At 57.7% G+C, this 14143-nt stretch carries 12 protein-coding genes and 1 pseudogene; 10 read left to right on the forward strand and 3 right to left on the reverse strand.

Annotation, left to right across the window (positions count from 1 at the left end; all coding sequences use genetic code 11):
* Positions 1–162 precede the first annotated feature (162 nt).
* From F3I15_RS12635 to glnB, 4 genes are all read left to right on the forward strand, one after another.
* Complete coding sequence (locus tag F3I15_RS12635) at positions 163–1593, forward strand: HAMP domain-containing sensor histidine kinase (RefSeq protein ID WP_108569437.1); 1431 nt, start codon at positions 163–165, stop codon at positions 1591–1593.
* Positions 1590–2261 (forward strand): two-component system QseEF-associated lipoprotein QseG, encoded by a 672-nt coding sequence (gene qseG, locus F3I15_RS12640; RefSeq protein WP_150018146.1) that lies wholly within the window; start codon positions 1590–1592, stop codon positions 2259–2261. Before F3I15_RS12635 ends, qseG begins: the two co-directional genes overlap by 4 nt.
* Positions 2258–3589, forward strand: coding sequence for a two-component system response regulator GlrR (glrR, locus tag F3I15_RS12645; protein ID WP_150018147.1), 1332 nt, complete (start codon positions 2258–2260; stop codon positions 3587–3589). Before qseG ends, glrR begins: the two co-directional genes overlap by 4 nt.
* Positions 3590–3670: 81 nt before the next feature.
* A complete protein-coding gene (glnB, locus tag F3I15_RS12650) occupies positions 3671–4009 on the forward strand; it encodes a nitrogen regulatory protein P-II (protein WP_007886217.1) in 339 nt (112 codons plus the stop codon).
* A gap of 58 nt (positions 4010–4067) precedes the next feature.
* Here glnB and hmpA read toward each other — a convergent pair whose 3' ends face one another.
* Positions 4068–5252, reverse strand: a complete 1185-nt coding sequence (gene hmpA / locus F3I15_RS12655) for an NO-inducible flavohemoprotein (RefSeq protein ID WP_150018148.1) — start codon at positions 5250–5252, stop codon at positions 4068–4070.
* A 323-nt stretch (positions 5253–5575) separates the two neighbouring features.
* On the opposite strand from hmpA, the gene glyA reads away from it, so the two are divergent.
* Entirely contained in the window at positions 5576–6829 is a 1254-nt protein-coding gene (gene glyA, locus F3I15_RS12660; RefSeq protein ID WP_150018149.1) for a serine hydroxymethyltransferase, read from the forward strand.
* Between the two features lie 166 nt (positions 6830–6995).
* Positions 6996–8136, forward strand: a pseudogene (locus F3I15_RS12665) (3-phenylpropionate MFS transporter).
* On the opposite strand, the gene csiE reads toward F3I15_RS12665, so the two are convergent.
* A complete protein-coding gene (csiE, locus tag F3I15_RS12670) occupies positions 8118–9386 on the reverse strand; it encodes a stationary phase inducible protein CsiE (protein ID WP_150018198.1) in 1269 nt (422 codons plus the stop codon). The pseudogene F3I15_RS12665 and the gene csiE sit on opposite strands and share 19 nt — an antisense overlap.
* Before the next feature lie 157 nt (positions 9387–9543).
* Here csiE and F3I15_RS12675 point away from each other — a divergent pair, with 157 nt between their 5' ends.
* The 3 genes from F3I15_RS12675 to F3I15_RS12685 all read left to right on the forward strand — a co-directional run bounded on the left by F3I15_RS12675 (position 9544) and on the right by F3I15_RS12685 (position 12344).
* Entirely contained in the window at positions 9544–10170 is a 627-nt protein-coding gene (locus F3I15_RS12675) for a DUF1007 family protein (RefSeq protein ID WP_150018150.1), read from the forward strand.
* Positions 10161–11138, forward strand: a complete 978-nt coding sequence (locus F3I15_RS12680; protein ID WP_150018151.1) for a nickel/cobalt transporter — start codon at positions 10161–10163, stop codon at positions 11136–11138. The genes F3I15_RS12675 and F3I15_RS12680 overlap by 10 nt, the downstream gene beginning before the upstream one ends.
* Before the next feature lie 192 nt (positions 11139–11330).
* Positions 11331–12344 carry a TIGR04086 family membrane protein gene (locus F3I15_RS12685; protein WP_039379643.1) on the forward strand — a complete coding sequence of 338 codons (1014 nt, stop codon included), beginning with the start codon at positions 11331–11333 and terminating at the stop codon, positions 12342–12344.
* A 44-nt stretch (positions 12345–12388) separates the two neighbouring features.
* Here F3I15_RS12685 and suhB read toward each other — a convergent pair whose 3' ends face one another.
* Entirely contained in the window at positions 12389–13192 is an 804-nt protein-coding gene (gene suhB, locus F3I15_RS12690) for an inositol-1-monophosphatase (protein WP_150018152.1), read from the reverse strand.
* 121 nt (positions 13193–13313) lie between these two features.
* On the opposite strand from suhB, the gene trmJ reads away from it, so the two are divergent.
* A complete protein-coding gene (trmJ, locus tag F3I15_RS12695; RefSeq protein ID WP_039385614.1) occupies positions 13314–14057 on the forward strand; it encodes a tRNA (cytosine(32)/uridine(32)-2'-O)-methyltransferase TrmJ in 744 nt (247 codons plus the stop codon).
* Positions 14058–14143 lie beyond the last annotated feature (86 nt).

The raw sequence follows: 14143 nt of genomic DNA on the forward strand, positions 1-14143 counted from the left end.
GGCTGCATTGCAGCGTTATCAAGCACCGGACGTAACGTTGAGTTAGGCTCCACCTTTTCTAAGCGGCAGACCTTCGGGTCTGCTGTTTGCATTTCCGGCTTTCTAAGCGCGCCAGAGTTAGCTAGCATGCTTGCAGCACACTTTTTACGAGAGCGCGGCAGTATGAGATGGCGTCCGTTTCCCCGATCCCTGCGACAACTGGTTCTGATGGCCTTTTTACTGGTGCTGCTGCCGCTGCTGGTGCTGGCGTGGCAGGCGTGGGAAAGCCTCTCTGCGCTCAGTAATCAGGCGGCAGACACCAATCGCAACACCTTTACCGACGTGCGGCGCAGCGAGGCGATGGCCCGCACCGCCCTGGAGCTTGAGCGCAGCTATCGTCAATATTGCGTGCTCGGTGATGCTGCGCTGGCCAGACTCTATACCACCCAGTGGACGCGCTACGGGCAGATGCTGAACAGCCATGCGGCCAGCCTGCCGGAACTGCCCACGTTTACCCTGCTGCGCAGTACGCTGCCGCAGCTCGCCACGGCCGCCTGCGAAAACGGTAATCCTTCAGCATCCGGTGCCGCCGCGCTGGAGCGCTTTTCTGACGCTAACGCGCGTATGGTGCAGGCGACGCGCGACGTGGTGTTTTCCCGCGGGCTGCAGCTGCAGCGCGATATCGCCGAACGCGGTCAGTTCTTTGGCTGGCAGGCGCTGATCCTGTTCCTGGTTACGCTGATGCTGGTGCTGCTGTTTACCGGCATGATTATCGGGCCGGTAAAGCGCGTGGAGCGGATGATCAACCGGCTGGGGGAAGGGCAGTCGCTGGAAAATAACGTCAGCTTTCGCGGACCGCGTGAGCTGCGCTCGCTGGGACAGCGTATTGCCTGGCTTAGCGAACGGCTGAGCTGGCTGGAGGCGCAGCGACATGAATTTTTACGTCATCTTTCACACGAGCTGAAAACGCCGCTCGCCAGCCTGCGCGAAGGCACAGAGCTGCTGGCCGATGGCGTTGCCGGGCCGCTCAACGCAGAGCAGCAGGAGATCGTCGCTATTCTCGACAGCAGCAGTCGCCATCTGCAGCGCCTGATTGAGCAGCTGCTGGATTACAACCGCAAGCTGAACGAGATGCCGCTTACTCCGGAGCCGGTCGCGCTGGATGCGATCGTGGCGGCTGTCACCCGCGTGCATTCGCTGCCTGCCAGCGCCCGGCGAATAAAAACGCACGTTGATCTGCAGGCCACCCGCTGTCTGGCGGAAGCGACGCTGCTGGAGCGCGTTATCGATAACCTCTACTCGAACGCCGTGAACTATGGTCGTGAATCCGGTAACATCTGGCTGCACAGCCGGCAAAAAGGCGACCGGGTGTGGATTGACGTGGCGAATAGCGGTACCCCGATTCCGCCAGAGGAGCAGGCGATGATCTTCGAACCTTTCTATCAGGGCAGCCAGCAGCGGCAGGGGCCCGTAAAAGGCAGCGGCCTGGGCCTGAGCATTGCAAAAGATTGTCTGCGTCGCATGCAGGGAGACCTGCAGCTGGTCAGTCACAAAGAGGCAGATGTCTGTTTCCGCATTATTTTACCCGCCGGTGCCAGGAAACCTGAACCATGAAACGCCTTATCAGACAAGCTCTTCTGAGCGTACTTATTTTGAGCGGCGTGAGCGCCTGCCAGCCGCATGCGGTGCCCATGCCCCAGCGTGAGCATATCAGCGTCACAGAACCCGATACCCGGCTGCCGGACTACCTTACCACCGCCTGCCAGAACGTATGGCCTGCTGAAACCGCAGCGGCGGTAAACAATCCGCTTTACTGGCAGCGAGCGATTGACTGCAGCGAACGGTTTTCGGCGGCGGAAGCCCGCGCGGAGGCCCGCCGCTGGCCGGTGCAGAGCTGGGCGCGCGCCTTCAAGCAGGGCATTCTACTGGCGAACGGTAACGTTACGCCGGTTGAGCGCCGTCAGTATATCGCCACGCTTGACAGCTACAGCGCAGACTTTCCCGCAACGGTGCGTCCGCTGATCCAGCTGTGGCGCAGTAACCAGGCTGCACAGCTGGAGCTGAGCGAGGCGCGCAGCCGCTACAGCGCGCTGCAGCAGAGTCACGATAGCGAACTGGATGCCCTGCGCCATCAGCAGGCCCGGCTGCACCAGGCGCTGAACGAAACCCAGCGCAAACTGGAGCGGCTGACTGACATAGAGCGCCAGCTTTCGTCGCGTAAAGCGCCGGACAGCAGCGACAGCCCGCACGCCGGGGATGAAAGCCGGGAAGAGCAGCCATGAGTGCACGTGCCCGTTTACTGCTGGTAGATGATGACCCTGGCCTGCTCAGGCTGCTCGGGATGCGTCTCAGCAGCGAAGGTTTTCAGGTCGTTACTGCCGCCAGCGGGGCTGAGGCGCTGCGTCAGCTGCAGAAAGAGCCAGCGGATGTGGTCATCAGCGATCTGCGTATGGATGAGATGGACGGGCTGGCGCTGTTTGGCGAAATTCAGCGGCGTCACGCCGGGCTGCCGGTCATTATCCTGACCGCGCACGGCTCCATACCCGATGCGGTTTCTGCCACGCAGCAGGGGGTATTCAGCTTTCTCACCAAGCCCGTGGATCGCGATGCGCTGTATAAAGCGATCGATGAGGCGCTGGCGCTGCGTGCACCGGTCAGTGACGACCGGTGGCGCGAAGCGATTGTCACCCGGAATCCCCTGATGCAGCGGCTGCTGGAGCAGGCGCATATGGTGGCGCAGTCGGACGTCTCCATACTGATCAACGGTCAGAGCGGCACCGGGAAAGAGGTGCTGGCACAGGCAATCCATGCTGCCAGTCCGCGCGCGGTGAAACCCTTTATCGCCATTAACTGCGGCGCACTGCCGGAGCAGCTGCTGGAGTCAGAGCTGTTTGGCCACGCGCGCGGCGCATTTACCGGGGCGGTCAGCGCGCGCGAAGGATTATTTCAGGCAGCAGAGGGCGGCACGCTGTTTCTGGATGAGATTGGCGATATGCCTCCGGCGCTGCAGATCAAACTGCTGCGCGTGCTGCAGGAGCGCAAAGTGCGTCCGCTGGGCAGTAACCGGGATGTGGAGATCAACGTACGTATCCTTTCTGCCACCCATCGCGACCTGCCAAAAGCGATGGAGAAAAAGAGTTTTCGGGAAGATCTTTACTACCGGCTCAATGTGGTGAATCTTAAACTTCCGGCGCTGCACGAGCGTGCTGAAGATATTCCGCTGCTGGCTAACCATTTACTGCGTCAGGCCGCCGGACGCCACAAGCCATTCGTCCGCAGCTTCTCTGCCGGTGCAATGAAGCGGCTGGTCAGCGCCAGCTGGCCGGGTAACGTCCGTCAGCTGGTTAACGTCATTGAGCAGTGCGTTGCGCTGACCGTTGCACCCGTGATTGGTGAAGCGCTGGTGGAGCAGGCGCTGTCGGGCGAGAACACCGCGCTGCCTACCTTTGCGGAAGCGCGCAACCAGTTTGAGCTGAACTATCTGCGCAAGCTGCTGCAGATGACCAAAGGCAACGTTACTCACGCTGCGCGTCTTGCTGGACGTAACCGTACCGAGTTCTATAAGCTGCTGTCTCGTCATGAGCTGGACGCCAGCGACTTTAAAGAGTAGTTTGCCGCGCCACAGGCGCCGTTAGCGATATATACTTTCTGTTATCCGTCCGTCATGGAGGGAGCGAAAAAGGGATCTGCGATGAAAAAGATCGATGCAATTATTAAACCATTCAAACTTGATGATGTGCGTGAAGCGCTGGCGGAAGTCGGCATCACCGGGATGACGGTGAGCGAAGTTAAAGGGTTTGGACGCCAGAAAGGTCACACCGAGCTCTATCGTGGTGCCGAATATATGGTCGATTTTCTGCCCAAGGTAAAAATCGAGATGGTTGTCGGGGATGACATCGTCGATACCTGCGTGGAAACCATCATGAAAACGGCGCAGACCGGCAAAATCGGCGACGGTAAAATTTTCGTATTTGACGTGGCGCGCGTGGTGCGTATCCGCACCGGCGAAGAGGATGAGGAGGCAATCTGATCCTCTGTCCGGCGTCACAGTAAAAGCCTGCCTGCGGCAGGCTTTTTTATTGCCGCGGTTACAGCACCTTGTGCGGGCCGAAAACCTCATAGTGAATGCGTGCGGTATCGACGCCTGCATCCAGCAGCTGGCGAGCGACAAACTGCATAAACGGCAGCGGCCCGCAGAGCCAGAACGCGCGATCCGGCTGGTTCAGCTCCGCTGACACGCAGGCCAGATCCATTACGCCCGCTGCATCATACCGGCCGGCATCGTCGCTGGCAGGCTGGCGATACCAGACGTGACTGCGAAAGTGCGGCAGGGTGGCGCCCAGCGCGGCAACTTCCCGCGCAAAGGCGTGCTGCGCGCCATTTTCAGCCGCGTGCAGCCAGGTCACAGCTGCCGGATGCTGCTGCTGCGCCAGCACCGCGAGCATCGCTAACATTGGCGTCTGGCCGACGCCCGCTGAGATCAGCGTCACCGGCGTCGCTGGTGTGGTCTGCAGCACGACATCACCCGCCGGCGCGCTGCACTGCACAATATTTCCCACCCGGGCGCAGTCGTGCAGCCAGCCCGACACGGTGCCGTGCGCTTCACGTTTGACAGCAATACGGTAGGCTTTGCCGTCAGGCGCGTGCGTCAGCGAGTACTGGCGATGCTGCATAAACCCGTTTTCTGTCAGACGCAGGCTGAGCGTCAGATATTGCCCCGGCAGGAAACCGGCCACCGGCTGCCCGTCATTGGGAACCAGCTCCAGACTGGTAATCACGCTGCTTTCCGGCGTGATGCGGCGGATACGAAAGTCACGCAGGCCGCGCCAGCCACCGCTCTTCTGCTCAGAAGCCTGATAGATAGCTTCTTCACGCTCAATAAAGACCTGCGCCAGCAGCGCATACGCTTTACCCCAGGCCGTAAGTACCTCATCGCCCGGATTGAGCTGTTCTTTGATGGTGGCCAGCAGCGTGGCGCCTACCAGATCGTACTGTTCAGGCCGGATATTCAGGCTGGCGTGCTTCTGCGCAATTTTCTCGACCGCCGGCAGCAGCGCTGGTAAATCCTCCAGATGGGTGGCGTAAGCGCAAATTGCATTAAACAGGGCTTCACGCTGATCGCCGCTGCGCTGATTGTTCATGTTAAACACATTTTTCAGTTCAGGATGATCGTTCAGCAGTTTGTGGTAAAAACAGCCGGTAAGAGCGGGTCCCATTTTTGCAATAGTGGGTACGGAAGATTTAATGGTCGCGATAGTCTGAGCGTCGAGCATGGTGTGTTCCTCAGCGGATAATTTAAAAGATGTATTTTAAATGCATCTTATGCCGCGCACGTCCGGCTGTAAACCGGCAGCAGCGGCTTTTAGCGCGAGCCGGGTACGCATTCCGGGCGGTTTACGCTTACCGTCCGTCAATCCATGCCCTTTTTCTGCGTGCAGCTAAAGCGTAAAAAAGGCGTTCCAGCGGCATGCCAATCGTTTGCGTAAAAAGAGCACCCTGGCGCTATCGTCCCCTGGCAAAACCGTTTACACTGTTGGCCTTCGCCCCTAAGCGGGGGCTTAAATTGCCGTTAAAGTTGCTGAGTCAGGAGATGCGGATGTTAAAGCGTGATATGAACATTGCCGATTATGATGCCGATTTGTGGCAGGCTATGGAGCAGGAGAAAGTGCGTCAGGAAGAGCACATTGAACTGATCGCTTCAGAAAACTACACCAGCCCGCGCGTTATGCAGGCGCAAGGTTCACAGCTCACCAATAAATACGCGGAAGGCTATCCGGGCAAGCGCTACTACGGCGGTTGTGAATATGTTGATATCGTTGAGCAGCTGGCAATCGACCGCGCAAAAGCGCTGTTTGGTGCAGATTTTGCCAACGTTCAGCCTCACTCTGGTTCGCAGGCAAACTTCGCTGTTTACACCGCGCTGCTGCAGCCGGGTGATACCATTCTGGGCATGAATCTGGCACACGGTGGTCACCTGACCCACGGTTCACCGGTCAATCTCTCCGGAAAACTCTACAACGTTATCCCGTACGGCATCGATGAAACCGGCAAAATTAACTATGACGAATTGGCCGAGCTGGCACAGACGCATAAGCCAAAAATGATCATCGGCGGCTTTTCTGCCTACTCCGGCGTCTGCGACTGGGCAAAAATGCGTGAAATCGCTGACAGCATCGGCGCCTGGCTGTTCGTGGATATGGCTCACGTGGCAGGTCTGGTGGCAGCTGATGTCTATCCTAACCCGGTTCCGCACGCGCATATCGTGACCACGACGACGCATAAAACGCTGGCGGGTCCGCGTGGCGGCCTGATTCTGGCGCAGGGCGGAGATGAGGAACTGTATAAGAAGCTCAACTCAGCTGTCTTCCCTGGCGGCCAGGGCGGCCCGCTGATGCACGTCATCGCCGGTAAAGCCGTGGCTTTCAAAGAGGCGATGGAGCCGGAGTTCAAAACCTATCAGCAGCAGGTGGCTAAAAACGCTAAAGCGATGGTTGAAGTCCTGCTGGAGCGCGGTTACAACATCGTTTCCGGCGGTACGTATAACCATCTGTTCCTGATCGATCTGGTGAGCAAAGGCCTGACCGGTAAAGAAGCGGATGCCGCGCTGGGACGTGCAAATATCACCGTGAACAAAAACAGCGTGCCAAACGATCCGAAAAGCCCGTTTGTGACTTCTGGCGTGCGTATCGGTACACCAGCGGTAACCCGTCGCGGCTTCAAAGAAGCAGACGTGCGTGAACTGGCTGGCTGGATCGCCGACGTGCTGGATAACGTGAATGACGAAGCCACCATCGAACGCACCAAACAGAAAGTGCTCGATATCTGTGCCCGTCTGCCCGTTTATGCCTGACAGGTTTTAGCTGATAAAAAAAGGATGGCTCCGGCCATCCTTTTTTATTGGCGTATTTTCCGCTGCTTAGCGCACAATTGATCCGCTCTGCGGGTTTCTTTTTGGCCGGTGCTTTGCCAAAGTAGCGCCCAAACCGCAGGCAGTGGCGCGCGCCACAGGAGAGAGCATGACCATCGCATCAGCCAGATGGCTGGGACTGAGCTATTTCACCTACTTTTTTTNTCTATTTACCTTTCTGGAGCGTCTGGCTGCAGGGCAGCGGACTTGATGCGGAAAAAATTGGCTTGCTGCTCGGTTGTGGCATGGTCGCGCGCTTCGCCGGCAGCCTGCTTATCGCCTCGCAGGTTAAAAATCCGGCTCAGCTGATTGTCGCGCTGCGGCTGCTGGCGCTTCTGACCGCACTGTTCGCCCTCGGCTTCTGGTTCGGCGGTCAGTGGCTCTGGCTGCTGCTGGTCATGGTGGGGTTCAATCTCTTTTTCTCTCCGCTGGTGCCGCTGAGCGACGCGCTGGCGGCAACCTGGACGCGCCAGATTGGGCTGGCCTACGGTCCGGTGCGGCTCTGGGGATCGCTGGCGTTTGTCATCAGCTCGGCGCTCACCGGCATGCTGGTCAGCGCTTACTCTTATCAGGCGGTTTTGCTGCTGCTGAGTCTGGGCGTAGTGGCCATGCTGAGTGGAATGCTGCTGCCACCGCAGACGCGTCCGCAGGGGGAGGCGCGACAGGGCGCCAGCGGCGGCTGGGCGGCGTGGCGCGATCTGCTGCGGGAAAAGAGCGTCTGGCGTTTTATGATCTGCGTTACGCTGCTGCAGGGCGCGCATGCCGCCTACTACAGCTTCAGTGCCATCTGGTGGCAGCAGGCGGGCTACTCCGCCTCCGTAGTGGGGTATCTGTGGTCACTCGGCGTGGTGGCGGAGATTATAATCTTTGCCCTCAGCAACCGGCTGTTCAGACGCTGGAGCGCGCGCGATCTGCTGCTGCTTTCCGGTGTCTGCGCGCTGCTGCGCTGGTCGCTGCTCGGCGCCACAACCGCGCTGCCGCTGCTGGTTGTCGCACAGATTTTGCACTGCGGCAGTTTTACCATCTGTCACCTGGCGGCGATGCGCTTTATCGCTGCACGTAAAGGCACCGAGGTGATTCGCCTGCAGTCGCTTTACTCGGCGCTGGCGATGGGGGGCGGGATTGCCGTGATGACCATGATCTGCGGCGTCCTGTTTACCCATCTGCAGGGGCATCTCTTCTGGGTCATGGCGCTGGTGGCGCTGCCGGCGCTGTTCCTGCGTCCTGCGGCTCAGGCGTCCAGCAGCTGAAGAATACGCTGCTGCTGATGATCGCTTAACGGCAGTTCTGCGTGGATCAGCGGCGGCGAAAAGAGCGGCAGCGAAATAGCATAGGGGGTGACCACCAGTGCCACATCGCGCGGTGCGCCCTCGCGCTGGAAGTGCAGCATATCCTGATAGGTTATATTGATCGGCAGCAGCGTCATGTCGCGCAGCTGCTGCTCCAGCAGCTGCTCCAGCGCGGCGTCGACGCCGGTCAGCAGCAGTACCTGCTTCTCCTGCAGTGCGCTCTCCTGCATCATCCAGGCACCAAACAGCACCGCCACCAGGCTGGTCTCTTCCGCGCTGAACTGCGTGCCAAAGTCGCTGCTGAAATGGTACAGCGCGCGCTCGGTAGTGCGCATCAGCCGCGGATAGAGCCGCGCCACATCCAGCGCCACGCTATTATCGATGCCAATGGAGAAATGGCTGCGGTCCAGCGCCTGCGCCAGATGGGTATAGAGCTGGAGCTTCAGCTCATGCTGGTTGCGGATGCGCGTTTTTGCCAGCTGTTCAAAACGCGCAATCAGCGCTTCTGTGGCACTCATCAACCGGTGCGCCTGTGGCGCGCTCAGCTGAGTGGCGTCAGGCGCATGAATCAGACTAAAGAGCAGCGTCCAGAAATCAGTTTCGCTGGCATCGGGCATCAGATGACAGCGTTTCTGCCAGTGGTGAATGACATCGTCTGCTGCGGCACGCTCCGCTTTCTCTGCCAGCCAGCTGCGCTGCCGCTCGCTGAACAGCGCCGCCTGACGCTGGCAAAGGGCATACTTCATAAAAATAAGCAGAAAAAGCTGGTCGCGGGGAGAGAAATTGCGCATCAGCCGCAGGCTGCAGTGCTGGATCAGCGCCTGCAGGTTGATCTCATCCCACAGCGCTTTTTCGATCTGCAGAACTTTGAGTCGCTGACGCAGTGCGGGAACAAAATGGTCGCAGACAAACGCCTGCGACAGGCGCAGCGCGCGTCGCAGCCAGTGGATCAGGCAGAGTCTTCTGTCCAGTTCCGTGCCGTGAATGCGAAAGCTGCCATCCACCATCTGATGCAGTTCCAGCTGATGAAAGCGCTGTATCTCATCGCCCACATCCGCGATATCCTGACGGGCAACCGCAGGATCAACGCCGTTCAGCTGGCACAGTTTATCGAGCGTCAGGGCGGGAGCGGGCAGAAATAACAGCAGTAACAGATGGCAACGTCGCTGGGAACGGCTGAAGAGCGGTGCTGTAGCAGGCGCAAAACTCATCACGTATTTTATCCGCAGCTCATTTTTCAGCTAAGAATAGCCAATATCGCGCTGAAATTACGCTATCAGTGCAGACTTTTACTCAGAGCTTCAGGGCGGGTCACAGTTTTTTCGGACCACGTAAACCTTTACCTTATAAATTGTTACTTTATAACATATGAAAATTGCGCTTTTACTGGTTACGCTGTTTTTCTCCGCTGCGGCTGCATGCCATCCGCACAGTTTTATTACGATGAAAGCAGAGCTGAAAAGCCAGAACGATCGGCTGACCGGCATAAAAATGGTCTGGACGATGGACGAAATCACCTCCGCCGACCTGCTTTATGATGCCGGGCAGGCCAGGCCAGGCGACGTGGTATGGAAAAAGCTGGCGGCCCAGGTGATGGCTAACGTGCTGGGTCAGCACTATTTTACCGAGCTGTGGCAGGAGAAAACGCGGATAAAATTTCTTAATCTGCCGCAGGAGTACAATTTGTCGCGTAGCGGACACAAGGCCGTGCTCGAATTTATTGTGCCGCTGGGCGAGCCGCAGCCGCTGGCCGGGAAGCGTTACCGTATGCTGACGTTTGATCCCAGCTATTTTGTTGATATGCAGTATGAGACCTCACAGGATATTGCCATGGATGAGAACCTAAAGGCGCACTGCCAGCTGAAGCTCACAACTCCACAGCCGGACGCGTCGCTACAGCAGTATGCGCTGTCGCTGGATAAAGCTGACGCGCCGCCGGAAGATATGGATTTGGGCCGCCAGTTTGCCCAGACGGTGACGCTGATATGTCGCTGAATATTCCGCTCCCCATGCGGCGTCGCTGGCCGCTGCCCGCCGCCGGGCTGTTGCTGCTGCTGACCGCAATGCTGCTCTGGCACGCCTGGCCGCACATCCTGTTACAGAGCGTGCTGTGGCAAAAAGCGCTTAACCATTCCCTGACACAGCTGCTGCAGCAGGTTGCGGCACAGCCGCGCCAGGCGGGGATAACGCTGCTGCTGCTGAGCCTGGCGTATGGCGTCCTGCACGCGCTGGGACCGGGGCATGGCAAAGTGGTGATCGCCACTTTTTTAGCGACGCACCCTGCGCAGTTGCGCACCAGCATTCGTCTGACTCTGCTGGCTGCGCTGCTGCAGGGCGGGGTAGCCGTTGCCCTGGTCACGCTGATGCTGGTGGTACTGCAGACCTCATCGCGCCAGCTCCATCTCAGCAGCTACTGGCTGGAAAAGGGGAGCTACCTGCTGGTTATCGCGCTGGGCTGCTGGCTGGGCTGGCGCGCCGTGAAATCGCTGCGGGCAGCCCTGCATCCGGCAGCGGGCTGGCAGATCCGGACAATATATGCGCAGCATCAGCATGACGCATCCTGCGCATGTGGCCATACGCATGTACCGGATGCGCATCAGCTGGCGCACGCGGTGAGCTTCAGGACTCAGCTGCTGCTGGTCCTTTCCATGGGTCTGCGCCCCTGTTCCGGGGCGCTGATGATGCTGCTATTCGCTAAAGTGATTGATGTTTATCTGTGGGGCGTGGCTGCTGCGCTGGCAATGGCGCTGGGAACCGCACTGACGGTGTCGCTGCTGGGCGTTGTGGTTCAGCGTTCACGTGTGCTGGCAGCGAGATTGAGCCGTTCAGCAGCCGATCAAAAACGGACCGCGGTAGTGATGGCGCTGCTCATGCTGCTGGGGGCGATTGCGCTGATACTGGCCGGCGCGCTTCTGTGGCAGAGTGCACTCCCCGCTGCCAGCAATGGCCTGCGCCCCTTTTAACCGGGCTCATGATAAACATCCGGCCACGCGGAATCTGCTGGATGTTTAATTTTCTGCCATCAGAGAAAAATATCCTGCTGTGCGCCTCTGGTGTAAATAGCATTCTCTGTCTACGCTAAATGACATCAGCTGAGAATTAACTTTTTTAAAATAAACTTTTTATCAGTCGTCGTTTTTTGCGAGGAGAATACCATGCCTGAAATCCGGACTCATAATGGCATCACGGAGACCGTGACCGATACCCATGCGGGACTACCGTTAAAACGCATTTCATGGAGCGCAATATTTGCAGGTGTTATTGCTGCGCTGATTGTTCATATATTACTGGGAGTATTGGGTACGGCAATTGGTGCTACGACCATTGATCCACAGCAGGAGCAAAATCCTCTGGAGCATCTTGGTACTGGCGCGCTGATCTGGACCGGTGCCAGCATGCTGATTGCGATGGCGGTAGGTAGTTATATCGCCGGCCGTCTGGCTCAGCGTGAAGGCGCACTGCACGGTTTACTGATGTTTGGTGTCAGTACGCTTATTACTCTGTGGCTGGCTTTCTCACTGGCGAGCGGTATTATTGGCGGCGCCTTTAATATTCTGGGTTCGGGTGTAAACGCGCTGGGTAATGGTATTTCTTCTGTTGCGCCTTCGCTGACCAATATGGCGAAAGAGAAGCTGCAGGAAAATAATATTAACCTCGACGATCTGCAGAATGAGCTGGAGACCACGCTGCGCCAGACCGGCAAGCCGGAATTACAACCAGAAAATCTGCAGCAGGATGCAAATAACGAAGCGAACAACGCTGAGAACCAGGCAAAAAATACGGCACAAAATCCGCAGAACGCGGATGCTGATTTGAGTAACTGGTTTAAAGGCGTGCTGAGCCGTCATTCTGATACGCTGCAGGCTGCTGACCGCGATGCGCTGAAAAATATTATCAAAGCGCGTACCGGTAAGAGTGACCAGGAAGCGGAACAGATTGTTAACCAGGCAGAGCAGAGCTATCAGCAGGCGATGCAGAAGTATCAGCAGCTGAAGCAGGAAGCGGAGCAGAAAGCACGTGAAGCAGCAGAACAGGCTGCCGCTGCTACGGCGAAAGCGAGCTGGTTCACCTTCATCATGCTGATTATCGAAGCTGTACTGGCAGCGATTCTGGGTGGTGTAGGTCGCCGCACTCAGCCGCGTCAGGTGTTAACGCACGAACGTCGCTAATCAGTACCATTAAAAAAGGCGGCCCGCGGGCCGCCTTTTTTTGCTTAGCGCTTCAGCGCTTCGCTCAGCTCATCGCGCATGTTAGCCAGCATGGCTTTCACGACGCGCGGGTTACCGGCTACGATGTTACCTGAGTGCAGATAACCGTGGTTGCCGGTGAAGTCAGTGACCAGACCGCCAGCCTCACGTACCAGCAGCTCACCCGCTGCAAAATCCCACGGCTTCAGGCCAATTTCGAAATAGCCATCCACGCGGCCGGCTGCGACATAAGCCAGATCCAGCGCGGCTGAACCGCTGCGACGGAAGTCTGCGCACTGGGTAAACAGTTTGCCAACAATATTGATGTATGGTGTCGCGTGCTGCTTAACCTTGAACGGGAAGCCGGTCGCCAGGATGGTGCCATCCAGATCGCGGGCGTTGCTGCCGCGCAGACGATAGCCATTCAGCTGTGCGCCCTGACCGCGTACGGCGGTGAAGAGTTCATTACGCATTGGATCGTAAACCACAGCCACTTCAGTGCGGCCTTTAATGCGCACGGCAATAGAGACGGAGAAGTGTGGCAGACGTTTGATGAAGTTGGTGGTGCCATCCAGCGGATCGATTACCCATTGAATATCCTGATCCTCACCCGCCAGCTCACCGCTCTCTTCGGTGATGATGGTATGTTGTGGGTAAGATTTACGAATGACTTCGATAATCAGGCTTTCTGCGTCACGGTCAACATTGGTCACGAAGTCGTTGCTGCCTTTCTGGCTGGCTTCGACAGCGTCCGGGGTTTCGTAATTTTTGGCAATTAAATTTCCGGCCTTGCGCGCTGCGCGCACGGCGATGTTGAGCATCGGATGCATCGGTATCTCTCGCTGGATGTTAAAGAACGGGGAAAACGGCGCGGAGTATAGCAGCGTGTTCAGCAAATGTCCTGCATTTATGTTAGGATACGCGCCATCATTTTCTCACCCGCTCATAATTATGCTGCAAAATATCCGAATTGTACTGGTTGAAACGTCCCATACCGGCAACATGGGTTCTGTTGCCCGCGCCATGAAAACCATGGGGTTAAGCAACCTTTATCTGGTGAATCCGCTGGTTAAACCCGACTCGCAGGCGATCTCTCTTGCGGCGGGTGCCAGCGACGTTATCGGCAACGCCCGCATTGTTGATACGCTGGATGAGGCGATTGCCGGCTGCAGCCTGGTGGTCGGCACCAGCGCCCGTTCACGGTCGCTGCCATGGCCGATGCTGAATTCACGCGAGTGCGGCATCAAGAGCGTGGAAGAGGGGCAGCAGGCACCGGTCGCGCTGGTGTTTGGTCGTGAGCGCGTCGGACTGACCAACGATGAGCTGCAGAAGTGCCATTATCACGTAGCTATTCAGGCTAATCCGGAGTACAGCTCGCTGAATCTGGCGATGGCGGTGCAGATCATCGCTTATGAAGTGCGTATGGCGTGGCTGGATGCGCAGGAAAAAGCGGCTCCGCAGCCGGAATATGAAGCCTCTCCTTATCCGCTGGTGGACGATCTGGAGCGCTTTTATCAGCATATCGAACAGATGATGCTGGAGAGCGGCTTTATCCGTACCGGCACGCCGAGCCAGGTGATGAGCAAACTGCGCCGCCTCTATACGCGCGCCCGTCCGGAACGCGATGAGCTGAATATTCTGCGCGGTATGCTCTCCTCCTTTGAAAAACCCAAAGGCGACAAGGGTAATAGTTGAGTAAAACACCAGGTTAAATAGTTGAGTAAATTACTCAGTTAAATAGTTGACCAAAATACTCGGGAATGGCAGACTGCGCTGACTGA

It is taken from the genome of Pantoea sp. M_9 (assembly GCF_008631385.1).
Classification (GTDB): Bacteria; Pseudomonadota; Gammaproteobacteria; order Enterobacterales; family Enterobacteriaceae; genus Pantoea; species Pantoea eucrina.

Bases quoted from the DNA above. Each gene is read 5' to 3' on its own strand.
- F3I15_RS12685 (WP_039379643.1), top strand. From the start codon at position 11,331: ATGCCTGAAATCCGGACTCATAATGGCATCACGGAGACCGTGACCGAT.
- glrR (WP_150018147.1), top strand. From the start codon at position 2,258: ATGAGTGCACGTGCCCGTTTACTGCTGGTAGATGATGACCCTGGCCTG.
- F3I15_RS12635 (WP_108569437.1), top strand. From the start codon at position 163: ATGAGATGGCGTCCGTTTCCCCGATCCCTGCGACAACTGGTTCTGATG.
- trmJ (WP_039385614.1), top strand. From the start codon at position 13,314: ATGCTGCAAAATATCCGAATTGTACTGGTTGAAACGTCCCATACCGGC.
- glyA (WP_150018149.1), top strand. From the start codon at position 5,576: ATGTTAAAGCGTGATATGAACATTGCCGATTATGATGCCGATTTGTGG.
- qseG (WP_150018146.1), top strand. From the start codon at position 1,590: ATGAAACGCCTTATCAGACAAGCTCTTCTGAGCGTACTTATTTTGAGC.
- hmpA (WP_150018148.1), bottom strand. From the start codon at position 5,252: ATGCTCGACGCTCAGACTATCGCGACCATTAAATCTTCCGTACCCACT.
- glnB (WP_007886217.1), top strand. From the start codon at position 3,671: ATGAAAAAGATCGATGCAATTATTAAACCATTCAAACTTGATGATGTG.
- csiE (WP_150018198.1), bottom strand. From the start codon at position 9,386: ATGAGTTTTGCGCCTGCTACAGCACCGCTCTTCAGCCGTTCCCAGCGA.
- F3I15_RS12675 (WP_150018150.1), top strand. From the start codon at position 9,544: ATGAAAATTGCGCTTTTACTGGTTACGCTGTTTTTCTCCGCTGCGGCT.
- suhB (WP_150018152.1), bottom strand. From the start codon at position 13,192: ATGCATCCGATGCTCAACATCGCCGTGCGCGCAGCGCGCAAGGCCGGA.
- F3I15_RS12680 (WP_150018151.1), top strand. From the start codon at position 10,161: ATGTCGCTGAATATTCCGCTCCCCATGCGGCGTCGCTGGCCGCTGCCC.